Source organism: Novosphingobium terrae (assembly GCF_017163935.1).
GTDB classification, from domain to species: Bacteria; Pseudomonadota; Alphaproteobacteria; order Sphingomonadales; family Sphingomonadaceae; genus Novosphingobium; species Novosphingobium terrae.
Window position 1 is genome coordinate 2,413,525 of the sequence record NZ_JABVZR010000001.1, and the last position, 24,913, is coordinate 2,438,437.

General features: G+C 63.5%; 22 protein-coding genes. 14 read left to right on the forward strand and 8 right to left on the reverse strand.

Translation table 11 applies throughout. From position 1 onward, the window contains the following. Positions 1-62: 62 nt before the first annotated feature. Complete coding sequence (locus HGK27_RS10950; RefSeq protein ID WP_206240554.1) at positions 63-1,472, reverse strand: porin family protein; 1,410 nt, start codon at positions 1,470-1,472, stop codon at positions 63-65. A gap of 107 nt (positions 1,473-1,579) precedes the next feature. Continuing rightward, a complete protein-coding gene (locus HGK27_RS10955) occupies positions 1,580-2,536 on the reverse strand; it encodes a PQQ-dependent catabolism-associated beta-propeller protein (protein ID WP_241127378.1) in 957 nt (318 codons plus the stop codon). Between the two features lie 126 nt (positions 2,537-2,662). On the opposite strand from HGK27_RS10955, the gene pedF reads away from it, so the two are divergent. The 4 genes from pedF to HGK27_RS10975 all read left to right on the forward strand — a co-directional run bounded on the left by pedF (position 2,663) and on the right by HGK27_RS10975 (position 6,719). Next, on the forward strand, positions 2,663-3,091 hold the full coding sequence (pedF, locus tag HGK27_RS10960) for a cytochrome c-550 PedF (RefSeq protein WP_206240556.1): 429 nt from the start codon (positions 2,663-2,665) through the stop codon (positions 3,089-3,091). A 4-nt stretch (positions 3,092-3,095) separates the two neighbouring features. Beyond that, complete coding sequence (locus HGK27_RS10965; RefSeq protein WP_206240557.1) at positions 3,096-3,953, forward strand: substrate-binding periplasmic protein; 858 nt, start codon at positions 3,096-3,098, stop codon at positions 3,951-3,953. Positions 3,954-4,056: 103 nt separating this feature from the next. Continuing rightward, on the forward strand, positions 4,057-5,847 hold the full coding sequence (locus HGK27_RS10970; RefSeq protein WP_206240558.1) for a methanol/ethanol family PQQ-dependent dehydrogenase: 1,791 nt from the start codon (positions 4,057-4,059) through the stop codon (positions 5,845-5,847). A gap of 197 nt (positions 5,848-6,044) precedes the next feature. Further along, on the forward strand, positions 6,045-6,719 hold the full coding sequence (locus HGK27_RS10975; protein ID WP_241127036.1) for a response regulator: 675 nt from the start codon (positions 6,045-6,047) through the stop codon (positions 6,717-6,719). An 86-nt stretch (positions 6,720-6,805) separates the two neighbouring features. Here the strand turns inward: HGK27_RS10975 and HGK27_RS10980 are convergent, their stop codons facing one another. The 4 genes from HGK27_RS10980 to adh all read right to left on the reverse strand — a co-directional run bounded on the left by HGK27_RS10980 (position 6,806) and on the right by adh (position 12,323). Continuing rightward, the gene (locus HGK27_RS10980) at positions 6,806-9,040 is read right to left on the reverse strand and encodes a hybrid sensor histidine kinase/response regulator (protein WP_206240559.1); all 2,235 of its coding nucleotides are present in this window, start codon (positions 9,038-9,040) and stop codon (positions 6,806-6,808) included. Next, complete coding sequence (locus tag HGK27_RS10985; RefSeq protein ID WP_322099030.1) at positions 9,037-10,185, reverse strand: FIST N-terminal domain-containing protein; 1,149 nt, start codon at positions 10,183-10,185, stop codon at positions 9,037-9,039. Before HGK27_RS10985 ends, HGK27_RS10980 begins: the two co-directional genes overlap by 4 nt. Positions 10,186-10,280: 95 nt before the next feature. Further along, positions 10,281-10,685, reverse strand: a complete 405-nt coding sequence (locus HGK27_RS10990; protein ID WP_206240560.1) for a DUF779 domain-containing protein — start codon at positions 10,683-10,685, stop codon at positions 10,281-10,283. Positions 10,686-10,802: 117 nt separating this feature from the next. Then, positions 10,803-12,323: an aldehyde dehydrogenase gene (adh, locus tag HGK27_RS10995; protein WP_206240561.1), complete on the reverse strand. Its 1,521-nt coding sequence runs from the start codon at positions 12,321-12,323 to the stop codon at positions 10,803-10,805. 302 nt (positions 12,324-12,625) lie between these two features. On the opposite strand from adh, the gene HGK27_RS11000 reads away from it, so the two are divergent. The 8 genes from HGK27_RS11000 (at position 12,626) to HGK27_RS11035 (ending at position 22,413) form a co-directional block, all read left to right on the forward strand. Then, positions 12,626-14,647: a TonB-dependent receptor plug domain-containing protein gene (locus HGK27_RS11000; RefSeq protein WP_241127038.1), complete on the forward strand. Its 2,022-nt coding sequence runs from the start codon at positions 12,626-12,628 to the stop codon at positions 14,645-14,647. Positions 14,648-14,709: 62 nt separating this feature from the next. Next, positions 14,710-15,924: a sensor histidine kinase gene (locus HGK27_RS11005; protein WP_241127379.1), complete on the forward strand. Its 1,215-nt coding sequence runs from the start codon at positions 14,710-14,712 to the stop codon at positions 15,922-15,924. Next, positions 15,921-16,598: a response regulator transcription factor gene (locus HGK27_RS11010; RefSeq protein WP_206240563.1), complete on the forward strand. Its 678-nt coding sequence runs from the start codon at positions 15,921-15,923 to the stop codon at positions 16,596-16,598. The genes HGK27_RS11005 and HGK27_RS11010 overlap by 4 nt, the downstream gene beginning before the upstream one ends. A 120-nt stretch (positions 16,599-16,718) precedes the next feature. Continuing rightward, a complete protein-coding gene (locus HGK27_RS11015; RefSeq protein WP_206240564.1) occupies positions 16,719-19,265 on the forward strand; it encodes a TonB-dependent receptor in 2,547 nt (848 codons plus the stop codon). A 135-nt stretch (positions 19,266-19,400) separates the two neighbouring features. Beyond that, on the forward strand, positions 19,401-21,017 hold the full coding sequence (locus HGK27_RS11020; RefSeq protein WP_206240565.1) for a M20/M25/M40 family metallo-hydrolase: 1,617 nt from the start codon (positions 19,401-19,403) through the stop codon (positions 21,015-21,017). A 123-nt stretch (positions 21,018-21,140) separates the two neighbouring features. Continuing rightward, a complete protein-coding gene (locus HGK27_RS11025) occupies positions 21,141-21,386 on the forward strand; it encodes a hypothetical protein (protein ID WP_206240566.1) in 246 nt (81 codons plus the stop codon). Then, positions 21,386-21,937: an SOS response-associated peptidase family protein gene (locus HGK27_RS11030; RefSeq protein ID WP_206240567.1), complete on the forward strand. Its 552-nt coding sequence runs from the start codon at positions 21,386-21,388 to the stop codon at positions 21,935-21,937. The genes HGK27_RS11025 and HGK27_RS11030 overlap by 1 nt, the downstream gene beginning before the upstream one ends. Before the next feature lie 11 nt (positions 21,938-21,948). After that, positions 21,949-22,413 (forward strand): CYTH domain-containing protein, encoded by a 465-nt coding sequence (locus tag HGK27_RS11035; RefSeq protein ID WP_206240568.1) that lies wholly within the window; start codon positions 21,949-21,951, stop codon positions 22,411-22,413. A 6-nt stretch (positions 22,414-22,419) separates the two neighbouring features. On the opposite strand, the gene HGK27_RS11040 is transcribed toward HGK27_RS11035, so the two are convergent. Continuing rightward, positions 22,420-22,596 (reverse strand): DUF1289 domain-containing protein, encoded by a 177-nt coding sequence (locus HGK27_RS11040; RefSeq protein WP_206240569.1) that lies wholly within the window; start codon positions 22,594-22,596, stop codon positions 22,420-22,422. 123 nt (positions 22,597-22,719) lie between these two features. Between HGK27_RS11040 and HGK27_RS11045 the strand changes: the two genes are divergently transcribed. Both HGK27_RS11045 and HGK27_RS11050 read left to right on the forward strand, forming a co-directional pair. Then, the gene (locus tag HGK27_RS11045) at positions 22,720-23,337 is read left to right on the forward strand and encodes a hypothetical protein (protein WP_206240570.1); all 618 of its coding nucleotides are present in this window, start codon (positions 22,720-22,722) and stop codon (positions 23,335-23,337) included. After that, positions 23,334-24,683: a hypothetical protein gene (locus HGK27_RS11050; protein ID WP_206240571.1), complete on the forward strand. Its 1,350-nt coding sequence runs from the start codon at positions 23,334-23,336 to the stop codon at positions 24,681-24,683. The genes HGK27_RS11045 and HGK27_RS11050 overlap by 4 nt, the downstream gene beginning before the upstream one ends. A 59-nt stretch (positions 24,684-24,742) precedes the next feature. Here the strand turns inward: HGK27_RS11050 and HGK27_RS11055 are convergent, their stop codons facing one another. Then, a complete protein-coding gene (locus HGK27_RS11055) occupies positions 24,743-24,901 on the reverse strand; it encodes a hypothetical protein (RefSeq protein WP_206240572.1) in 159 nt (52 codons plus the stop codon). Positions 24,902-24,913 lie beyond the last annotated feature (12 nt).

Here is a 24,913-nt window from a genome sequence, read left to right on the forward strand (position 1 = left end):
GCGCAGAGAAAGCGGCGTTCCATCATGGGATAGAACGCCGCCAATCGTATCGGTATTGGTCTTTAGAAGAACAGGATCGCGCCTGCCGCCACCGTGTCGCCCTGCGCCTTGTTGCCATTATGCGCCTGCGAGGTGGTGTGGACATATTCGGTGATCAGCGTCACCCAGCTGGTCAGGCTGTAGCGCCCCTGCCCGACCCAGCTGCTGTTCTTCTTGATCAGCGTGGGATTGGCCAGCGCATCGCTGCTGTTGGCATAGGAGAGGCTGCTCTCGCCATAGCTGGCACCCAGCGAGAACTTGCCGAACGTCCCCATGCCCTGAAGGTAGAAACCTTCACTGTCGCGGCGATGGCCCGTCGCATCGGTGTCAAACAGGTTGAGCGCGGTGGTGCCAAGGCCAGCTGCGCGGTAGTAATAACCGGTCAGGGTCAGCGGACCGTAACCAATCTTGGCGCCCGTATCGAAGCCTTGTCCGGTGTAATTCACGCCATCGAGCCGGTTATGCCGCTGCGTGATGCCCGAGAGCCAGGCGCGCAGGGTCACGTCGCTGAACTTGCCGTCATAGGTGATCTTGCCCTGAAAGCCCGGCGAGGCGCTGGTCTCGCCCGGACCGGTGAGCGACTGCAGCGGCTCGAACACGCCCGCGCTGACGGTAAAGCCGGAAATCTTGGGCGAGGTATAGGTGATCTGCGGCTGGAAATCGGTGTAGATATAACCCACGCCAATGCGCCCCAGCGAGGTGTTGGCCGGGGCCACATTGCCCCCGGGCGTGCCCACCGCCAGCAGCGTCATATCGTTGAGAATGCCTTCCGAGCCGAACAGGCCGATGTCACGGCCCAGCTTGAATTCGCCGATCCCGGCGCGGCCCACGGTCATATAGGTCTGGCGGAAGTCGATGCCCGCCGTCTGCAGCGCGGTGTTCTGGCCGCCGCTGTTGGCGCCGCCGCCACTGGCATAGGTGGCGCTGTTGATGCCGGGATACATGCCGAAATGCGCGCCGATGTCCCATCCCGCCTGCTTGGTGGTGATGTCGAACTTGAGGTAACCGGGCAGCAGACCGTTGCGGATCGAGCTGCTGTTGCCGCCCGCTGCCACCACGCCGCCGACAACCGCCGTGTTGGCGCCGGGGGTCTGGCCGGTGTCATGGGTGTAGAAACCATTGACCTGACCCGAAACCTTGAAGGTCACGCCGCCCACCTCCATGCCCACGCCGCTGTCGGTCATGTGGATCAGGCGCTTGTCATCCAGCGCAGCGGCGGGAGCGGTAGGGGCAGCAGCCACCGGAGCGGCAGCGGCGGTATCAGCCTTATCGCCGGCCAGCAGGGACTGGTATTCGTCGTCGCTCAGGATGCCTTTTTCATGCAGTCGCTTGAGCAGCTCGGCGTTGGAGCCTGCCATGGCGGGCGTTGCGGTCGCCCCGACCGCAAGTGCCAAGGCCATAGCGCAGCCACTCAGGATCACCTGCTTTTTCATATCATCCTCCCATGTCCCGGCCGGTTTTCCGGCCTGTTGGAAGAGTGACGCGGGCGGCTTTGTCCCGGTATTGAACTTAGGTTCTCGTCCTTTTGGTCAAGGACAGGTCAGGGCGCGATCGCAACGCCCCATGGGCCTGCACCTGCGGCAATTGTGCCCACCGGCCTGGCTGTACCAAGGTCCACCACGGTCACATCGTCGGAGACGCCATTGGCGGTGTAGGCGCGCGTACCATCAGCGCTGATCGCCAGATGCCACACGCGCTTGCCCACCGGCACATAGGCCCGCACCTTGCGCGTGGCGACATCGACCAGCGCCACCATATTGGCCCGCCCCAGCGCCACCACCGCCGTCTTGCCATCGGGCGTGAAGCGGATGCCGCAGGGCAGCACCTGATAGTCCTTCACGCCCGGAGGCGCGAAATGCAGCGTCTCGATGATGGCATGGCTGGCGGTATCGACGATCTGCACCACGCCGCCAGTTTCCGCCGCGATCCACAGTTGCTTGCCGTCTGCGGTGAATTCCACATGGCGGGGGCGCAGTTCGGTGTCGATGGTGGCGATCACCTTGCGGCTGGGCAGATCGATCCAGCTCACTTCATTGCCATCCTCGGACGTGACGACCAGCGACTGGCCATCGGGGCTTTGCGCCACGCCCTCGGGCTCCTTGCCGACAGGGATCTGGAAGGCGACGCTGCGCGTGGCGATATCGATGGCGGTCAGTGCCGCATTATCCTCATTGGCAACGAACAGCAGCTTGCCATCGCGTGAGGGAAACAGCTGCTCGGGGTCTTCGCCAGAAGGCAGATCGGCCACCACCTTGCCTGTGGAGCGATCGATCATCTGCACCGCATGATCGTTGCCGACGCAGATGAACAGAAACCTGCCGTCCCGCGAAAGGACAATGCCGCGCGGGCGCGCGCCGATCTTCCATGTCTCCAGCGGCTTCAGCGTGGCAGCATCGATCACGCTGACGCTGTCGCCGCGCTCGTTCGAGACATAGATAGTCTCGGCAAAGCAGGTCGTTGAAGCACATGCCGAGGCGGCAGCCAGCAGGGTGATCATCCTTCTCATGGGCATCTTTCTAGGCGCCCTCCCGCAGGCTTGGGATTGTACCAAAGGTCTATGGGCGGCCCCGCGCAACACCGTAGAATTGTGCGCAACAAAACACGCAATCGATGAGGTTAGAGGATGAAAATTCTTGGTCGCATGGCCACGCTGGCCGCCGCCGTTGTTGTTGTCACGTCGGTCGGTTCTTCGCTGATGGCGCATGGCAATGTCACCCCTCAGGCGGTCGACACCTCGGCTCTGCCCGACATCGGCGAGGCTTGGCTGCAGCACAATCCCTATCGCGGCAATGCCACCGCCATCAAGATCGGCGAGAGCGCCTATGGCCAGAACTGCGCCCGCTGCCATGGCCTTGAGGCCCAGAGCGGCGGCATCGCCCCCGATCTACGCTATCTGGAGCTGGGCGACACGGGCGATGAATGGTTCATCAACCGCTATCAGCACGGCTCCAGCCATGACGGCAAGGTCTATATGCCGCCCATGGGCGAGGTGCTGGGGCAGAAGGCTGGCTGGGCGATCCGCGCCTGGCTCGAAACCAAGCATCAGGACTGATCCCATGCAGGATCGGCGCGCATTCGTGATGCAGGCGCTGGCTTTCGCCGCACTGGGCTTGGCGCCCGCTGCGGCGAATGCTGCACCCTTGGCCAAGGTCAAGGCGCTCGGCGTGCTGCGGGTGGCGGTCTATAAGGACAACCGCCCGTGGTCCTGGCGGCAGGACGGCAAGCTCTTCGGCATCGATGCCGATCTGGGCACGGCTTTGGCCAAGGCGCTGGGCGTCCATGTCGATCTGGCCGAGCTGATGCCGGGCGACGATGTGGAGGCCGATCTGCGCAATGGCGTGTGGAAAGGCGGCTTGCTGGGCTTTCAGCCCGCCGATGTGATGCTGCATGTGCCGTTCGACCGAAGCTTTGCCGCGCGCGTCGATCAGGTGGCCATCGTCGCCCCCTATTACCGCGAGAGCTTCCAGTTCGCCTGCGCCAAGGGCGAGATCGACTGCAACGCGGCCCCCACCCAATACAAGGGCCGCAAGCTGGCGGTGGAGATCGACTCCATCCCTGATTCCTATCTTTCGGGCACGAGCGACGGGGTGCTGGCGAAGGATGTGCTCCATTTCCCGATGGGCTTCGATGCCGCCTCGGCGCTGGCCGAGGGCAAGGCCGATGGCGTGTTTGCCAGCAAAGCGCAGGTGGAAAGCGCTCTGGCTGCGGCCAAGCCGGGCAACATCGCGCTGCGCAGCATGCCGCTGCCGGGTTTCATGTCGCCGGGCTGGGACATCGGCATGGCGGTGAAGGAAAACAGCCGCAATCTGGGCGACGCCATTGAGGGGCTGCTGGATGCCATGGTGAAATCGGGCGAGCTGAAGGCGATCTTTGCGCGCTACGGCGTCAGCTGGACCCCGGCCCTTGCTGCCTGAGAAACCCACCCGACCCAAGGTTCAATTGTTCACTTCGGCCCAAATCATACTCTGTTCATCGAGGCGCTGACCACGCCCAAAACGACCAAAACGGGAGATGATCATGAAGGAACGTTTCAGGCGTTCGATGGCAGGACTGGCCGCCATCACGCTGGCATTGGGCGGCGTCAGCGCCCCGCTGATGGCCCAGAATGCCCCCGCCCCGGCGCCTGCTGGCGCCGCCCCCGCTGGCCCCACCGACGCGCAGTTGATGGACGACGCCAACTCCACCGGCGACGTGCTAACCTATGGCATGGGCCCACGCGCCCAGCGTTTCAGCCCGCTCACGCAGATCAACGCCGAGAATGTCGGCAAGCTGGTCCCCGCCTTCGCCGCCTCGCTGGGTGGCGAGAAGCAGCGCGGACAGGAATCGCAGCCGCTGGTCTATGACGGCACGATCTATGTCACCGGTTCCTATTCGCGCCTCTTTGCCTTTGACGCGCGCACCGGCGACCAGAAGTGGAAGTACGAAGCCCGCCTGCCCGACGGCATCATGCCCTGCTGCGACGTGGTGAACCGCGGCGCCGCCATCTATGGCGACAAGATCATCTTCGCCACGCTGGATGCGCGTCTGGTGGCTCTGAACCGCCACACCGGCAAGGTGGTGTGGAACAAGCAGATCGCCGATTATCAGGCCGGTTACAGCGCCACGGCTGCTCCGCTGATCGTGCATGGCATGGTCATCACCGGCAATTCGGGCGGCGAGTTCGGCATCGTCGGCGCGGTGGAAGCGCGTGACGTCAACACCGGCGAGCTGATCTGGCACCGCCCGGTGGTCGAAGGCAACATGGGCACCTTGCGCGGCAAGGACAACGGCATAACCGGCAAGCTGAACGCCACATGGGAGGGCGATCAGTGGAAGACCGGCGGCGGCGCCACCTGGCTGGGCGGCACCTACGACCCCGACACCAACCTTTTGTACTTCGGCACCGGCAACCCCGCGCCGTGGAACAGCCATCTGCGCAAGGGCGACAACCTCTACACCGCCTCGACCCTGGCCATCGACCCCGATACGGGCGTCATCAAATGGCATTTCCAGACCACGCCGCATGACGGCTGGGATTTCGACGGCGTGAACGAGTTCATCCCCTTCGACGCCACCATCAACGGCAAGCCGATGAAGCTGGGCGCCAAGGCCGATCGCAACGGCTATTTCTTCGTTCTGGACCGCACCAATGGCAAGTTCATCAGCGCCAGCCGCTTCGTGATGAAGACCACATGGGCGGAAGGCTTCACCAAAGAGGGCAAGCCCATCGTCATCGCCGCCGGTCGCCCCGGCGCGCCTCAGGGCGATGCCAAGGGCGCCTCGGTGTTCTCATCGCCCAGCTTCCTGGGCGGCAAGAACTGGATGCCCATGGCCTACAATCAGGGCACCGGCCTGTTCTACGTCCCCTCCAACGACTGGGGCATGGACATCTGGAACGAGCCCATCAGCTACAAGAAGGGCGCCGCCTTCCTTGGCGCGGGCTTCACCATCAAACCCATCGCCGAGGACCATATCGGTGCGCTGCGCGCCATGGACCCCAAGACCGGCAAGATCGTCTGGGAGTATAAGAACAAGGCTCCGCTGTGGGGCGGTGTGTTGACCACTGCGGGCAATCTGGTCTTCACCGGCACGCCCGAGGGCTATCTGAAAGCCTTCGACGCAAAGACCGGCAAGGAGCTGTGGAAGTTCCAGACCGGTTCGGGCGTGGTCGGCTCGCCCGTCACCTGGGAGCAGGATGGCGAGCAATATGTCGCTGTCATGTCCGGCTGGGGCGGCGCCGTGCCGCTGTGGGGCGGCGAAGTGGCCAAGAGCTTCAAGGATATCAACCAGGGCGGTTCGCTCTGGGTGTTCAAGATGCCCAAGGGCTGAGGTTGGGTTGGGAGCGGTTGATCCGGATGGGTTAACCGCTTCCAGCATGCAGAGGGGAGGCAGCGATGATCGTGATGGGGCGCGGACAGCAGGGATCGGCATGGGACGGGGTGCGACATTATCCGCCGCCCACAACAGCGATGCTTGCCACGCCTGCGAATGTATCCGATCATGGCGCCGGGGGTAAAACAGGGATTATGGACAGCGGCAGAGTGGAGAGCAGCGGGCCTCAGATGGAGCGGGTGCTGATCGTGGACGATCATCCGCTGGTGCGTGACGGTTTGCGCAGCGTGATTGCGGTCACCTTCGACGGCTGCGACATTTTCGAAGCGGCCAGTCTGGAAGAGGCGCTGGCCACGCTGGAGCAGCAGGATAATTTTGATCTGATCCTGCTCGATCTGCATATTCCCGATGTGAAACGGCTCGATGGGTTGAAATTGCTGCGTCAGCGCTTCCCGATGTTGCCGGTGGTGATGGTTTCCGGCGCCTTCGACCGCACCGTGGTGCGTGAGGCGCTGGCGGCGGGCGCGGCCGGTTTCATCCCCAAATCGATGAAGCGCAGCGCCATTCTCGACGCGCTGCACCGCGTGGTGGCGGGCGAGATTTACATGCCCGATGCCGTGGCCGAGACCGACCCGGCCAACGAACAGAACGAGCAGATCCGCGAGCGCATCGAAAGCCTGACGCCGCAGCAGAAGATCGTGCTCAACCATCTGGTGCATGGGCGGCTGAACAAGCAGATCGCGCATGATCTCTCGGTCTCGATGACGACGGTGAAGGCGCATGTCTCCGCGATCCTGCTCAAGCTGAATGTGTTCAGCCGCACGCAGGCTGTGATCCTGGCCAATCGGGTGCAGTTCGACGGGGATTGATCGGCCCCTGCCCTGCCACCTGCCAGAATGGGCGCCCTGATCGGGGCGCCCGTTTTCGTTTTGGCCTTGCGCTTTAGGGCAGATTCTTAAGGCAGCATGGTGCGCAGCAAAGCGCGCAATTGCGCGGGCTTGACCGGCTTGTTGAGCAGGGGTGTACCGCTGGCCGCCAGTTGAGTTTTCAGCTCCTCGCCCCGGTCAGCCGAGATCATCACCGCCGGGATCGATGCTGCGAAATGGGCCTGCAATTGCGCGATCACCCGGTCGCCCGTCTCGCCATCGTTGAGGTGGTAATCGGCCAGAATGATGTCGGGCCGCTCGCCATCAGCGAAAAGACGCACAGCCTCGCCGTAATCCCCGGCGATCGCGACCTGACAGCCCCAGCCGCCCAGCAGCGTGCGCATGCCGGACTGGATCTGCCGCTCATTGTCCACCACCAGCACGCGGCGCCCCTGCATCGAACGATCGCGCGGGGCGGTGACGCCGTCGCCCTCGCTGGCGGCGACAGGGCGGCCCAGCGGCAGGGTGATGGCGAAGGTCGATCCCTCGCCCGGCGCGGAATGCAGCCAGATCTTGTGGCCCAGCATATCGGCAGCGCGGCGCACAATGGCCAGCCCCAGTCCTTTCCCCTGGCTGCGCGTATCGAGCCTGCGGAATTCCTCGAAGATCATCTCTTGCTGGCTGCTGTCGATCCCGCGCCCGGTGTCGATCACGGCCACGCGGACCTGATCACCCTCCACACCGCAGGTCACCCGCACGCTGCCCGAAGCGGTGTAGCGGATCGCGTTGGAGACGAAATTCTGCAAAATGCGGCGCAGCAAACGCACATCGGATTCCACCCAGAGCGGTTCGGTTTCCATGCGCAATTGCAGGCCCGCCGCGCGCGCCGTGGGGGTGAATTCCACATTCAGGGTTTGCAGCAGCTGATCGATACGGAAATGGCTGATTTCCGGCTGGATCGCGCCGGCATCCAGCCGCGAGATTTCCAGCAGCGCCTCCAGCAGATCCTCCACCGATTCCAGCGCTGTCGCCGTCTGCGAGACCAGAGCGCGCGTTGGCAAAGCCAGCCTTTTATCGCCCAAGGCCGCCACGAACAGGCAGGCTGCATTGAGGGGCTGCAGCAGATCATGGCTGGCCGCCGCCAGAAAGCTGGTCTTGGACAGATTGGCCTTTTCCGCCGCGATCTTGGCTTGCGTCAGCGCCGCTTCGATGGTGCGGCGCTCGGCCACTTCGCGGCCCAGCCTTTCGTTCACGCTGAGCAGTTCGGCGGTGCGCTCCGAAACGCGGCGTTCCAGGGTTTCGGCAGTCTCGCGCAGGGACGCCTGAGCCGCCAGCATATCGGTCACATCGGTAAAGCTGAAGACCTGACCGCCCTGCCCCGTGCGCGTCGAACGGATCTCGAACCGCCGATCCCCCGCCGGGCACAGCTGGCTGACGTGGCCCTGCTCCTGCCGCCAATCAAGGCAGCCATGATCCTCCATGCCGAGCCCCTTGCGGCACCAATCGAGCAGATCGCCATGGCAGGCCAGTGCGCGCGCCGGATCGTCGCCCAGCCCCAGCAGATACCCCAGGGCGCCGTTCCATGCGGATAGCCGCCCGGCACTGTCGAACATGCAGACGCCTTCGGACAACGTGTCGAGCGTCGATTGCAGCACCAGATTGCGCTCGGCCAGTTCGAGGGCGCGGGCACGGGCGTCCTCGGCCTTCACCTCGGTGATATCGGTGTAGATGCCGACGATCCCGCCCTCGCTGGTGCGCAATTCGTTGATCTGCACCCAGCGCCCATCCGAGAGCGCCTGAACATGGCCGCCATCGGCAATGCCATGTTTGGCGAGGCGTTCCGAAACCCAGCGATCCGGCGCCACCACCGCGCCCAGAGGCCGCTCATGCTGCGCGGCAAGATGGGCGATTTCGGAGAACTCCATCCCCTCACGCATGTGCGGCGACAGGTCTGGCCAGAAGCCCAGATAGGCCTCGTTGAACAGCACCAGCCGGTCATCGGCATCGAACAGGACGAAGCCTTCGTTGATCGATTCAATGGCATCGCGCAGGCGCATCTGCGCGGCATCGGCGCTGCTGTGCGCGGCGGCCAGATCGCTGTTGGCCTTGGCCAGTTGCCCCAGCGCGTCCTCAAGCTGGCTGGTGCGTTCGCGCACCATGGCTTCCAGCGAAATCGCCGTTTCGAACATCGAAAAGGCATTGGCGGACATATCGCTGGAGCGTTCAACCCGGTCCATCAGCGCAGCGTTGATACGGCGCAGTTTGCGCAATTCCTCGCGCAGCGCATCCGTTTCATTCACGTCAAGGCGCTGCTCTTCACTCATTCGCCAATGGCCAGCCCGCTGAAGCTCTGGTTGATATGGAGCGCATGATATTGCTCGCCATAGGTGTTGAAGCCGACCACGCCATTCTTGCGGTAAAGCTGTGACACATCATAGGAAAGCTGCCGACGCTCGGCATCGATGCGGTTCAGTACGCAGTCGAAAGCGATGATGCGGTCCACCGGGCCGATGGTTTCGCGAATGTCGGAGAACAGCGCTTCCATCCCCGCGATACGGTCCACAGGTTCGCCCACGGTCAGCACCAGCCCCTCATCGATGGCGCAATAGAAGGTCAGGCTGCCATCGGGATTGGCGCTCTGCACAGAGCGGACGTGATATTCGCCCCCGGCACGCACCATCAGCGGATGGGCAGCAAAGAATTCCACGCCCAGTTCCTCCCCCGCGTGCCCCGCGAGACGCAGATATTCCTGAGCGGCGGGTTCGGCATTGATCTCGGTCACGATGCGTTCGTGGGGGAGCGCGCCGGTGATCACCATCTTGCGCTCGCCGGGGCGGTAATGCTGCGCCTTGAAGACATGCAGCGGGCGCGGTGTGGAGAGGATCGCCACCACTGCAGCGCGCTGGTGAAAGGCTCCGCTCTCGAAAATCGAGGTCTGGCGGAAGGACAGATCATCGCCCGAGGAACCGCCGATCAGCGGAATTTCACCCAGAGCGTCCTGAATGGTCATCGTCAGCAGTTCTTCGGAATGCGACAGGCCATCGACCAGAAACAGCGCGACATGGTTGACGCTTTCACCGAGCACCCGGCTTTCCCGCTCGGCCTCGGCGGCGAGTTGGCGGACCTGCGCACGGGCGGCGGCGGGATCGAAATGGTCGATATCGAGGAAGCAATGCGAGGTCAGGCGAAAGGCGCTGGCGGGGAAGCCGATGGCGCTCAGACTGTCATGATCATAGCCCTGATCGGTCAGCTCGCCCGAGCTGGTGCAGCCGATCACGCGCACGCCCTCGGTCTGCAGATTGATGGCCCAGGCCAGCTTGCCGGGCTCGAAATGATGCGGGCAGAACAGGATCGCCCCGGCAAGCGGTTCCTTGCCCAATTGCGCAGCGATTTCCTCCATCGCCTCAAACGGATCACCCGCATGCGATGTGGCGAAAACCACCCCCGATTTTACCAGATTCTGCACCATCTGCCCCGGCCTCTCCCATGTTTTTCTTATGGTTCTCTCATGGACCGGAAAGGGGGTGTTTGTCATCCAAAACCAGCGCCGATCGCGCCCAATCTTCACGCCCCACGGGCGGGCTCTCCGGCGGCCTCCAACAGGGCCACCTCCTCATCGGTGAAGATGCGCGAACGCACGATAAAACGCAGCCCCTCAGGCGCCTCAAGCGACATGCCGGAACCACGCCCCGGCACCACATCGATGGTCACCTGCGTATGGCGCCAATATTCGAACTGTGCGGCACCGATCCACACCTGCACGCCGCCCTCCAGACTGTTGGCGGCGATCTCGCCCAGCAGCACATCCTGAGCGCCGACCCTGAACTCGCCCTTGGGAAAGCACATCGGGGCCGAACCGTCACAGCAGCCGCCCGATTGATGGAACATCAGGGCCCCATGGCGCGCCTCCAGCCGGGCGATCAGAGCATCGGCCTCTTGGGTCGAAAGAATGCGTGGCGGTGTGTCCACGGCAAGCCTTTCCGAATTAAAAGGTGGCGGGCAGGATGGAGTGATGGATGGGGCTGCCCGCCACAGTCTCACCTATAGCGCGGAGAGACCACGCCATAGGTGCCGTTACGCTTCCAATCAGAAGAAGCCCAAAGCCTTGGGGCTGTAGCTGACCAGCAGGTTCTTGGTCTGCTGATAGTGGTCGAGCATCATCTTGTGGTTCTCACGCCCGATGCCCGACTGCTTGTAGCCGCCAAAGGCCGCATGGGCCGGATAGGCATGATAGCAGTTGGTCCAGACGCGACCGGCCTGAATGCCCCGACCCATGCGATAGGCGCGGCTGCCGTCGCGGGTCCAGACACCGGCGCCAAGGCCGTAAAGCGTGTCATTGGCGATGGCGAGGGCTTCGGCCTCATCCTTGAAGGTGGTCACGGCCAGCACCGGGCCGAAGATTTCCTCCTGGAAGATGCGCATCTTGTTGTGGCCCTTCAGGACCGTGGGGGTGACGTAATAACCCTCGGCCAGTTCGCCATCATGCTGGGCGCGCTCGCCGCCGGTGAGGACTTCGGCACCCTCGCTGCGGCCGATGTCGATGTAGGAGAGGATTTTCTCAAGCTGGTCGTTGGACGCCTGAGCCCCGATCATCGTCGAGGGATCGAGCGGGCTGCCCTGCTTGATCGCCTTCACGCGGGCGATGGCCCGCTCGATGAACTTCTCGTAGATCGATTCCTGAATCAGCGCGCGGCTGGGGCAGGTGCAGACCTCGCCCTGATTGAGCGCGAACATGGCGAAACCTTCGAGGCACTTGTCGAAGTAATCGTCATCGGCGTCCATCACATCCTCGAAGAAGATGTTGGGGCTCTTGCCGCCCAGCTCCAGCGTAACCGGGATCAGGTTTTCGCTGGCATACTGCATGATGAGGCGACCGGTGGTCGTCTCGCCGGTGAAGGCGATCTTGCTGATGCGCTTGTTCGAGGCCAGCGGCTTGCCCGCTTCCACGCCGAAGCCGTTGACCACATTGAGGACACCCTTCGGCAGCAGATCGCCGATCACCTCAAGCAGCACCAGAATGGACATGGGGGTCTGCTCGGCAGGCTTCAGCACGATGCAATTGCCAGCGGCCAGAGCTGGGGCCAGCTTCCACACCGCCATCAGGATCGGGAAGTTCCACGGGATGATCTGGCCGACGACGCCCAGCGGCTCATGGAAGTGATAGGCCACGGTATCATGGTCGATCTCGCTGATCGTGCCTTCCTGAGCGCGGGCGCAACCGGCGAAATAGCGGAAATGGTCGATGGCGAGGGGAATGTCGGCATGGGTCGTCTCGCGGATCGGCTTGCCATTGTCGATGGTTTCAGCCAGCGCGATCAGGTCGAGATTGGCTTCCATGCGGTCGGCCATCTTGAGCAGGATGTTCGAGCGATCGGTGGACGACATCCGCCCCCACGCATCCTTGGCGGCATGGGCGGCATCCAGCGCCGCCTCGATATCCTCGGCAGTGCCACGCGCCACCTGACACACCACTTGGCCCGTCACAGGCGAGATGTTGTCGAAATACTCGCCACGCGCGGGGGGAGCCCAGGCGCCATTGATGTAGTTCTCGTATTTGTCGCGGATCAGTTTCTGGCCGGCGAATTTCGCCAAGGCATCCTGCAGCATCGTCATCCTCCTGGGTCAGTGTCTTTGTCCGTCCCTTGGAAGGAAAGATCGGCCTGCACAGGCGCTCAAACAATTGCACCTTCGGTCGGAGGAGGTCTTTGCGCGACGGGCGGACAGGGCATTGGGATGAATGGCGCAACATGCGGCCCCGTGCTGGCACGAGGGCCACTCAGACCTTGACCTAAAGTATAAGATAACCGGCCCGGCAGCGCTGTTACGCTGCGTAGAACACAGCCGCAAAGGCTGAAGGATATGGGGGAGTTCGACAGGTGGGTATCAGATGCGATTTGGGCCTGGTTGCCGTGTTGTCGGTAGCCGCCACGGGCGCCCTGCCCGCGCATGCTGCTGATGCCGCCCCGGCCGATCCTGCCCAGAATGGCGATGGCAGTCAGGTGCTGATCGTTACAGGCCGCCCGCTGGCCGACAGCAAGGCCACCGCCGCCTATGACAGCATCCTGATCTCGCGTGAGACGCTGCTTTCCAGCGCCTCGGGCCGGATCGAGGATGTGCTGACGGGCGTTGCCGGCTTTCAGGAGTTCCGCCGGTCTGACAGCCGCTCGACCAACCCTTCGGCGCAGGGCGTGACCTTGCGCGCGCTGGGCGGCAATGCGGCGGCGCGCACGCTGGTCCTGCTCGATGGCGTGCCGATGGCCGATCCGATGTTCGGTTCGGTGGCGCTTTCGGCCATCGCGCCCGAACGGCTGGCCAACATCCGCGTGACGCGCGGCGGCGGATCGGGCGCTTTCGGATCAGGCGCGGTGGCAGGCACCATCGCCTTGGAAAGTGCCGGGCGCGACACCACCGGACCGCTCTCCGCCGACATCTCCGCTGACAATCGCGGTGAAACCTCGCTTTCAGGCAGCGTGGCACCCAGGCTGGGGCAAGGTTTCGCAGTGGTGTCTGGCCGCTGGGATCGCGGGCAAGGCTTCTGGACCACGCCCTTGGATCAGCGCGTGCCCGCCAGCGCCAAAGCCGCCTACGACGGCTGGAGCGTTTCGGCCCGGGGCGTCGCCCCCGTCTCACCCGATATCGAGCTCCAAGGCCGCGTGCTGGCCTTCCGCGACCAGCGCACCCTTCGCTTCACCGGGGCCGACAGCCGCAGCTTCGGTGAGGATGCCTCCATCCGTCTGGTGGCGCGCGGCCCGTGGCAGGTCGATGCGCTGGCCTATCTGCAGGATCGCGGCTTTTCCAATGTGGTGATTTCCTCCACCACCTTCAAACCCACTTTGGACCAGCGCTCCACCCCCTCAACCGGCCTTGGTGGCAAGCTGGAGGTGCATCCTCCGGTCGGCCCCGACCACCAGCTGCGGCTGGGCACCGACTGGCGCCGCACCATCGGCGATCTCTCCGAGGTCAGCTACAACTCCACCACCGGGGCGGTCAGCGGCTATCGCTGGGCCGGCGGCACCAATGACGACAAGGGTCTGTTCCTCGAAGACGACTGGCGCCTCGGCATTCTGACGCTGACCGGCGGCATCCGCGGTGACCATTGGGCCATCGAGCGCGGCTATGTCCGCACCGCCGGGCCAACCGGAGCGATCACCGCCGACAATGCCTATGACCCGCGCGATGGCTGGGCGCTGTCGGGCCGGGGCGGTGCGCTGCTGCATGTGACCAATGGCGTGACCTTGCGCGGCTCGGCTTATAGCGGACTTCGCCAGCCCACGATCAATGAGCTGTATCGCACCTTCACCGTCTTTCCTGTCACCACCAACGCCAATCCGCTACTGGGCAATGAGCGGCTGAAGGGTGTGGAGGGCGGCGTCGATCTGGGGCCTTTCGCGGGTGTGACGCTGTCCGCCACCGGCTTCGTCAACCGGCTGGAACATGCGATTGCCAATGTCACCACGGGCGTGAATTTGAAGCAGCGGCAGAATGTCGATGCCATCCGCGCGAAAGGCGTGGAGCTGGACGCCAAAGGGCGCTGGGGGGCGGTGACGCTTGACGCCTCGCTGGCGCTGACGGATTCCGTGGTGGAGGCCAGCGGCGCAGCGATCGGCCTGAATGGTCTGCGGCCCGCGCAGACTCCCAAAATCGCCACCAGCACCACTTTGGGCTGGGTTCCAGCGAAGGGCTGGCAGCTGTCGACCACGGTGCGCTATGTCGGCGCTCAGTTCGAGGATGACGCCAATGCCGCCAATTCGGTGCTGCGCCCCGCGACCACCATCGGCCTCTTCGCCCGCGCGCCTCTGAGCCATGGCTTCGCCGCCATCGTCCGCGTGGAGAACCTGACCGATGTGACCGTGATGACGCGCAACCAGGCGGGCAGCATCGATGTCGGCGTGCCGCGCACCGTATGGCTGGGAGTCCACAAGGATCTGTGAGCGGGATCGCGCCAGATAGAGGGATCGGAGGCGCGGAGCGTCAGCGCCCTGCCCTGCGCTTGATGCTGTTGTTGCTGATCCTTAGCGGATCGATCCTTGGCCTGCTTCTAGGGTTTTCGCTGAGCCTGATGGCCGCCTCCCGCCAGTTCGAGCATGCGTTGATCGCTCAGCAGCAGGCCGCGCTGGTTTCGGATCTGGCCCGCGGTGCGGAAGGCTTGAGCGCTTCGGCTTTGCAGAACAATCTGACGGCCTATCGCGATCTGATCCGGCAGGAACGACAGTTTCTGAGCCCACAACAGCAACGGGCCCAAAGCGAGGAACTGGCCCGCGCCGATGCTTTGGCGGCACTAGCGCAGCATCCCGATGCTCGCCCCCAACTGATCGCCATGGTCAAAGCCATCGACAGCAGCGAACAACATGAGGTGGCCGCCGCCCGCGCCGATCTCACCCGCATCCGCCGCGATACGATCATGCTTGGGGCTTTACTGGCCGTTACGGCCTTGGGTGCCGCTGCCATCGGCCTGATCCAGTTGCAACGCTCCAACCGCGATCTGACAGCGGAGATCACCGCCCGAACGCAGGATCTGCGCGCCATAGACCAGTCACGCCGTCTGTTCTTCGCCAAGGCCAGTCATGAGCTGCGCACCCCCGTCACCGCCATCCGCGTGATGGCAGAGGTGGCGCTGGACAGCAGCATGGATACTGCGCCTGTGCTGCGCGATATCGTGGCCCAGACCGGCTTTCTCAATCACCGGATAGAGGAACTGCTGTCGCTTTCCAGCGCTGCCGAAGGGCGCCCGATGATGGTCCCCCAACCCTGCGGTCTGGCCGAGGTTCTGGCCAGCGCCTCCTTGCAGGCTCAGCCCTATGCCCGATCCATCAGCGTGACGATCCGGCAGGATCAAAGCCCCGCCCCCATTATCGCCATGGCGGATCGGCGCTGGTTAGCTCAGGCCGCGCTGGCCGTGATCGACAATGGGCTGAAGTTCTCCGATCCGGGCGGGATGCTGGACCTGTCGTTAAGCAGCAACGGCCACACCGCCACCATCGCCATTGCCGACACCGGACCCGGCGTGCTGCCCAGCGAACTGCCCCGCATTTTCGACGCCTATTATCAGGCCGAGGGCGGCAAGATGCGCGGCGGCACCGGTCTGGGACTGGCGCTGGCGCGCTGGGTGGTCGAGCAGCATGGCGGCTCTATCCGTGCCGAAAACCGTGAAACCGCCGGATGTCGGATCGTGATGGAATTGCCCTTGCTGAAGGAGGATGCGGCGTGATCCTGCTGGTCGAGGATGATGTGGCCATCGGCAGTTCGGTCAGCCAAGGGCTGGCGGCGCGGGGTTTCCCGATCCGCTGGCTAAGGCGCGGCGCGGAGTTGCTCGATCAGGTGAACGCGGGCGAGGTCAGCGTGGTCATCCTCGATCTGGGCCTGCCCGATGGCGATGGGCTGGATCTGTGCCGCCAGCTGCGCGCGCAGGGCCACCACATGCCGGTGCTGATGCTGACCGCGCGCGGCACGCTGGATGACCGCCTCGAAGGCTTCGAAGCCGGGACCGACGATTATCTCCCCAAGCCCTTCGCCTTTGCCGAGCTTGTCGCGCGCATCACCGTTATGGCACGTCGCGCACAGCAGCTGGCGCCTGCCCCCATCAGCTTCGGCTCGCTGAGTGTGGATCAGGCCAAAGGGCAGGTTCTGCGCCATGGCGAGAAGCTAACCATGGAACCTAAGGCTCATGCCCTACTGCTGCAACTGGCGGCACGGCGGGGCGCTCTGATGCCTCGCCAGACGCTGATCGATACGGTCTGGGGGGAGGATTCTTCTATCACAGACAACACGTTGGATGTCTCGATCAGCATCCTGCGCCGTCGTCTGGCGCAAAGCGCGCCTGAACTCGCCGTGCGTGCCATCAAGGGTCAGGGCGTGCAACTGGTCTGCAGCCTTATACCTTAGGTCATCCTGACGAAACCATCAGGATTCCCCTCCCCCAGCTTGATAATCAGAATGCAGATGATGAAAACCGCAGCAACCGAAAGAACCAATTCGGGATAAAGCTGCGCGGGAGGATAAGATATGACCAAGACGATGATGCTCGGCGCGACCTGCCTGGCCGGAAGCCTGCTGGCTGCAAACCCCGCACTGGCCGCCGATGACGCAGGGGCCGAATATACCGGGAGCAGTGGCCCCGCCATCGTCGTCACCGCGCCGCTGGCCAGTGACACCACCACGCTCAGCAATGTGCCCGCCAATGCGCAGGTGCTGTCCGGCGATGCGCTCATCCGCCAGAACCATGAAAATCTGGCCGATCTGCTCAACGCCAATCTCGGCTCGATCTCGCTGAGCAACGGCACCGGCAGTCCCTATCAGAGCGATGTGTCCTATCGCGGTTTTCAGGCGACCTCGCTGCTCGGCTCGCCCACCGGCCTGTCGGTCTATCTCGACGGGGTGCGGATGAACGAGGCCTTCGGCTCGATCGTCAACTGGGATCTGATCCCGCTCAATGCCGTGAAGCAGGTGGAGGTGCTGCCCGGCTCCAACCCCTTGTTCGGGCTCAACACTCTGGGCGGCGCGCTGGTGCTGGACACCAAGAACGGCGCCGACAATGGCGGGCTGGGCGTCACCATGCAGGCCGGTTCCTTCAACCGCAAGGCGGTGCAGGCCGAGGCGGGCGGCACCTTCGCCAACAAGGCGTTCGACTGGTTCGTCGCGGGCAATTATGACGAGCAGGACGGCTATCGCTGGTACACCAGCACCACAGTCAAACAGGCCTATGGCAAGCTGCGCTGGCACGGCACATCGGCCAATGCCGAGCTGGGCGCGGTGTGGGCTGACACCTCGCTCAATGGTACGCAGGCGCTGCCGCTTTCCATGCTGGGCACGCCGCAGATGGCTTATACATGGCCGGACAATGTCTCGAACAATCAGATCATTGTGAACTTCAAGGCCGATGCGCGGCTGGCTTCGAATGTAAAGATCAGCGGCAATGTCTATTATCGCCGCTCGAAAGCGCATTCCAGCAACAGCAACGCCAGCAATGACGATGGTTGCGAGGGCGGTGAATCGCGCAACTGCACAGCGGACGCGGTGAATGGCACGGCGCTAGATCTTTACCAGATCAATCCTTACGCGCAGGGCACCGCCAAATACGCGAATTTTAGGCCTTACACCGGCAATCTGCCGATCCATAATTACGAGGATAACATCAACACCTCGATGGTGCTGTCCAACGTCAACCAGCGGACCTTCGGGGGCAATGCGCTGGTGGATGTGGATGCGCCGCTGTTCGGGCTGAAGAATGACTTCAATCTGGGCGGCACTTGGGAAACCTCGGACATTCACTACGACCAGAGCACCTATCTGGCCTATCTGGTGAACTATCAGACGGTTGTGATGCCCTGGAACTTCAAATATGGCAGCACCGCAGGCTTTCAGGGCAATCCGCTGGTGAGCAGCGTGGCGATTTCTTCCCACAACAGCAGCTACAACATCTTTGCCCGCGATATGCTGTCCCTGACCGACAGGCTTGGCATCACCGGCTCAGTCAGCTTCACCTCCACGCATGTGTCGCTGGGGGGCAGCAACAGCCAGTTCCTCAATGAGGATGGCGGCTTCAGCTGGACCGGCAGTGACGGGCTGAAATATTACAACCCCGCCTATATCGGCGCCTCCTACTGGACGACCTCCAGCACCGCCGGGGCCGGTTCATCACTGACCACCGCCAAAATCCCCACCGGCGGTGTGGCCGGGCCGGAGGTTGATCCGGTCAATGGCTCACACACCTATCGCAGGGTCAATCCTGCCGTGGGCATTGTGTGGAACCCGCTGAAAGAGATCGGCCTTTTCGCCAATTACAGCGAGGCGATGCGCGCACCCACCGCCATCGAACTGGCCTGCGCCGATCCGGCCCGGCCCTGCGCCCTGCCCACCGGTTTCAACGGCGACCCGGATCTCAAGCCCGTCGTCGCCCGCACCATCGAGGTGGGCGGTCGCGGCGCCATCGGGAAGCATATCGGCTGGAACGCGGCTTTCTATCGCACGCGGCTCAACAACGACATTCAGTTTATCTTCGACAGTTCGGGGATGGGTTACTTCGCCAATGTCGGCAAGACGCAGCGGCAGGGCGTGGAAGTTGGCCTGACGGGCGATTTCAAGACGCTGCATCTGGGCGCCAGCTATGGCCATGTGTCCGCAACCTACCGCTCCAGCTTCACCGATGAGAATGGCGATACGGTGCAGCCCGGCAACCATATCACCGGCATTCCTTCCGATACGGTCAAGCTGCGGGCGCTTTACACGCCGATCCGGCAGCTGGCCTTGGGCGCCAATCTGATCGCGGTGTCCAGCCAGTATGCTCATGGCGACGAGGCCAATCTCAACGGCGCGGTGCCGGGCTATGCGCTGGTCAACCTCGATCTGCATGTGATGCCCGTGCAGCATCTGGAGCTGTTCGCCAACATCACCAATCTGTTCAACCGCCATTACGCCACCTTCGGCGTGCTGGGCACCAACATCTACAACGGGCAGGACGAGCAATTCCGCACCCCCGCGCCGGGCCGCGCCTTTATGGTGGGCGTGCGCTATAACTTCGGGCGCAATCCGGGCTCTTCGACCGAAGACTGATGGCCGAGACTTGTGCGGGGTGGCGATCAGCAACAACCACCCCGCGCAAAGCAATCGACCATAAGGCAAACGACACTTTCTTACCGTCGCAAGACAGGCTATTTCTCCCCCACCACATAAAAAGGGGGAGCTTCCATGAAGCCATATCTGCTGCTTGCCGCCGCCCTGATCGCTCCGGCCATGCTCGCGCCCGCCGCGCAGGCCGGGGACGACACGCAGGTCGCCCGCATCATCGATGAGGGCATGAACCACAGCGAGGCCATGACCACCGCCTCGGCCCTGATGGACCGCATCGGGCCGCGCCTCACCAATTCGGACGCGCATCGCCGCGCTCAGCAATGGGCGATGGAGGTTTTGCGCTCCTACGGCATGCAGAATGTGCATCAGGAGGCCTTCGACTTCGGCCTCGGCTGGAACCTCACCTCCTATTCGGCCACGATGGTCGCGCCGCGCCAGATCCCCCTCACCGTGATCCCGGTGGCATGGTCGCCGCCCACCACCGGCACCTTGCGTGGCAGCATCGTGGTCGCGCCGATCACCAGGGAAAGCCAGTTCGCGCAGTGGAAGGGCAAGCTGCTGGGCAAGATCGTGCTGATCTCCATGCCGGGCGAAAGCGCCGAGCCCAAGGACAGCTTCTTCAAGCGCCTCTCCGATAGCGAGGTCAACGCGCTCGACAGCTATGACATCCCCCATTTCGACCCCGAAATGGCCAAGCCCAACCCCAATTCCCCGCGCTTTTTCCAGCGCAAGCTCTCCGAATTCCTGAAGTCGGAAGGCGCCATCGCCATGGTCAAGATGACCTATCGCGACGGCAAGCTGGTCCATGGCGAGGGCTATGACTATCAGCCCGGCAAGACGCTGGCGCTGCCCACGCTGGATATGGCTCAGGAGGATTACCGGCGGCTGGTGCGCCTGTCGCTCACCGGCGCCGATCCGCAGATGGAACTGTCTGTCAACGCCACCTATGATGACAAGAATTTGAAGGCGTCCAACGTCATCGCCGAAATCCCCGGCACCGATCCCAAGGCCGGTTACGTGATGGCGGGCGGCCATTTCGACAGCTGGATCGCGGGCGATGGCGCCACCGACAATGGCGCGGGCAGCGTGGCGGTGATGGAAGCGGCGCGCCTGATCATGAAGCTGGGCATCAAGCCCAGGCGCACCATCCGCATCGCCCTGTGGGGCGGCGAGGAGCAGGGCCTGCTGGGCAGCCGCGCCTATATCGAGCAGCATCTGGTCAGCCGCCCGGTCGACCCCAAGCTCGACGGGATGGAGGCCTATATGCAGTGGCGCAACGCCTTCCCCATCACGCCCAAGCCCGAATACAAGGAGCTGAAGGCCTATTTCAACATGGACAATGGCTCGGGCCGTTTCCGCGGCATCTTTGCCGAAGGCAATGTGGGCGCCGAACCGCTGCTGAGCGCATGGCTGGCCCCCTTCAAATCGATGGGCGCGGGCCATGTGGTGGCCAAGAAGACCGGCGGCACCGATCATGTCTTTATGCAGGCGGTGGGTCTGCCCGCCTATCAGTTCATTCAGGACCCGCTCGATTACGGCAGCCGTGTGCATCACTCCAGCCTCGACACGCTGGACCATATGCGCGGCGACGATATGCGTCAGGCCAGCGTGATCATCGCCGGGATGCTGTGGGAAGCGGCCAACAGCGACAAGGAACTGCCACGCCAGCCCCTGCCCACGCAGCCTGCCGCCAGTGATCCCTTCAAGGTCAAGGACCCTGCCATCGAGCAGTAAGTGAGGCTGAAGCATCGCGCGAAAAAGTGGGAACCGGTTTTTTCGCTTAAAGCGATGCGGCAACAAAAACCTGGAGCATAATGCGTGATTCCTAAATCACGCATTATGCTCTAGACGCGCGGTATGAAGACCAACCGCGCCCTTTCCGCCGCCCGCGCCCGTGAAGACCGGGAAAAATGCCTCGCATGGCTGCTCCCGCATATGAGCGACGGCAAGCCCAAGCTGCACAGCAAGGATGGCTATCGCGATCTGGCGCGGCAGGAGTTCAACTTTTCCGCCGCCGCCTTCAACGATGCGTGGATCTGGGCGGTGGAGGAAACCGGGCGTCAGGACTGGTACGAAGGGAAAGGTCGCGAAGGCGAGGATTGATGCCGCGCACCTATCACCTTGATGCGCCTGCCGATGCGATTGGCCGGGCTCTGGGCGCCGATGCTCAGGGTGATGTCTGGCAGGGCGGCACGGTGGTGCCCACGGGCTATGCGCCGGTGGTGATCGGCGGCAAGGAAGGCGCAAGGCTGGTGCCGCGCCAATGGGGCGTGCCGCCTCCGCCGCGCGGCGAACATGTGGTGACGCATGTGCGCAACATCGGCAGCCCTTTCTGGATCGGCACCTTGCGCCACACGGAATTTCGCTGTCTGGTGCCCGCCACCCATTTCGCGGGGAGCGGCAAGACGTGGCTGGCGGTGCCCTCCATGCCGATCTTCGCCTTTGCCGGGATCTGGCGCGATTCCGAGGTGCCCAGCTTCGCCATCCTGACCACCGAGGGCCGCATGCCTGTGGGCTCGGAGAGCAGCAGCGCCACCATGCCGGTGATCCTCCATCCGCGCGATTACCGGGCGTGGCTGCATCAGGACTGGAAGCAGGCGCAGCGTCTTGTGGCGCCCTTCCCCGCGCAACTGCTGCGCAACCTTGGCGGATAGAGAGGCTTACCATGCCCGTTGAGATCGAACGCAAATTCCTTGCCGCCGATGACAGCTGGCGCGCGGCGGCGGATGGCGGAAAACGCCTGTGTCAGGGCTATCTGGCGCAATCGGCAGACAGCAGCGTGCGGGTCAGGCTGGCCGGCGATCAGGCATGGCTGACCGTCAAAGGGACCGCACCCGGCATCACCCGGCCCGAGTTCGAATATGCCATCCCGGCGGCCGACGCCGAAGCGATGTTGCAGATGTGCCCCCAGCCGCTGGTGATCAAGACCCGCTACCGCGTGCCCCACGAAGGCCTGATCTGGGAGGTGGATGTGTTCGAGGGCCATGCCGCAGGGCTGATCCTCGCCGAGGTGGAACTGACCAGCGCGGATCAAGCCATTACCCTCCCCGCATGGGCGGGGCGTGAGGTCAGTGACGATCCGGCCTATCGCAATGCCGCGATTGCCATCCGCTCGCCTCTGGAACGCTAAAACCGCTTACCGCCCGTTCGCGGCCAGCTTCTTCAAACGCCGCGGCAGATCGGCGCTGACCTTGCGCAACTCCTGAGGCTGGGCCTTTTTCCACGCGCGGCATTCAGGCTTGGTCCGCCCGCAACCGCGACACCAGCCGGTGCGGTCATCGAACACACAATTCTCGATACAGGGTGAGCGCATCGGGCGCCCTTAGCCCATCGGCATGCCAATGGCCAAGGCCTGTCGAAGGATGGCCGGATTGGATGCCGGAGAGACAAGTCATGGCGCGTTGCGCAGTCCCGCGATCCATTTATACAGACGCTTATGAAGACCCTGTTCTTGCTGCTCGCCGCCGCGACTGCCGATCCTTCTACCGATTTCACGCCCGAAAGTGTGGATCTGGTCGATGCGCTGACCTGCCATCTTGAGGCTCCGGCCTACAATGGTTTCGCCATGGCGCTGGCCAGCGGCGGCCCTGACGCTCCGGACACCAAGCGCGGCTGGCGCAAGCTGAAAACCGACAACCCCTATATGATCGAATATCAGCTGCCCGCGCCGATCACGCTGGCGGGCCATTACACCACCAGCCATATCGGCTTTACCGCCAGCGGCGTGGTGGGTTTCCTCGACCAGCCAGACCCTTCGGTGATCGCCAGGGCCGAAGGCATCGCCAATGCCATGGACCCGGAACCGCTGATCCAGAGCCTGCTCGCCTCGGGCAAGGTCACGCGCGAGCAGGTCGAGAAAGAGATCACCTTTCACAAATTCATGGGCCAGAAGGTGGTGGTGGACAGCCAGACCCCGCCAGCCGCGGGCGAAAGCTTTGGCATGCACACCAAAATCACCCATGAGATTTCCAACGTCAGCACCGCGCCAGGCAAGACGCTCTATGGCTGCTCCTACAGCGTCGAGCCCACCGACAAGGATGGGAAGCCTTTATGATCCTGCCTTTGTTGCTGGCGCTGGCCGCCGCCGAACCGGCCACGGCGGAGGATGCCCCCAACGACATCTATATCGGCACGCTGGTCATCAATCCGGAGCGGCCTGCGGTGGTGCTGGCACGCTGCGATCTGGGCAACACGCTCTATGTGCTGCGCGATGCCAGGGGCAGCCATGCGGTGGGCGATCTGCTGAAAACCAAACCCTCCGACGCGCCGCTCTATGGCGAGGTGATTGGCAGCTATCAGGAGGAGAAGGGCATCCATGTGCTGACCGTCTCCGCCATCACCGGGCTGGAGAAGGGCAAGGATTGCCATCTGCTGCCCGTGTCGGAGACCGTGGCGGAAGCTTCAGCCTTTGTCGGCCATTATTACCTTTCCGGCGTGCAGGAGGTCGGGTCAGAGCTGTTGCTGCGCGCCGATGGTCATTTCGAATGGATGCTGGCCTATGGCGCGGATGACAATGTCGCAACGGGCCACTGGGCGCGACAGGGCAAAACCATCGTGCTGACCGCTGACAAGCCCGAAAAGGATAAGCCGCTTTTCGCGCTGAAACAGATCAAGCCATGGGATGAAGAGGCCGAAACCAGCCTGCTGACCGACCGGCGCGATGCCGAGGAAAGCAATATCCGCGAGCGTTGCCCCTTCTTCACCGATGATGTCGCCATGGCCGCATCGCCCTTGCCCATTTCCACCGAACATCCCTCGCCCGACGTGCTGAAAGCCCGAGCCTCAGACGCCTTGGCCAAAGCGCTGACCGCGCGAGGCAAGGTGGAGGCGCTGGCGCAGCAGGTCACGGCCCAGCCTCAGCCCGGCACACAGGCCGATGCGATCCAATCCACCCTCTCCGATTGGATGATGGCGCGCAGCGCAGCCCTCACCGCGGCCAGCGACGCCGGTCTCCCCGAACCTGAAATCGCCGAACCGAAACTGCCGGCGGCCTGCACCCTGCCGCCCGAAGCCAGGCCCGGCAAGACATGGGTCGGTGGCCGGTCGGTTCTGGTCAGCAATGGTGAAGATGGTGGGCTGCGGGGCGTGGATGTGGCCATGGTGCTGGCCGATGGGCAGCGCGTGCTTCTCACCACGGATCGCCATGGCCTGGCCACTGTGCCCAATGACAGCCAGCCCGGCGCGATCACCGCGCTGGTGCTGTCCATTGGGGGGCATGAGCAGCGGATCGATCTCACCTCCCTGGGGCATGGCCCCATGGACAAGGGCATCGCCGAGGTCACGCTGGACACCAGACAGCTGATCCAGCCGGCCTTCGACACCATGCAGCTGACCATCGACGGCCAGGATCTGATCCCCGGCGAGATGCTGCACGCTGGCCGCTATCGTCGCCAGCCATAAAGCATAAAAAGCGGGCGGGGGCCCTCACCCCCGCCCGCCATGTCTGTGACAGGTTAAGTTTATGCGGCTGCCTGGCCCAGCAGCGTTCTGGCTTTTTTCTCGAACAAAGCGGCGCGGGTGCGGTGCCGGTCTGCCTCACGCAGATCGGTATCGGTTGCTTTCTCGCGCTCTTCACCGGCGCGCATCAGATAATAGGCGGCGTCGATCTGATCGAACATGGCTTTCCTCTC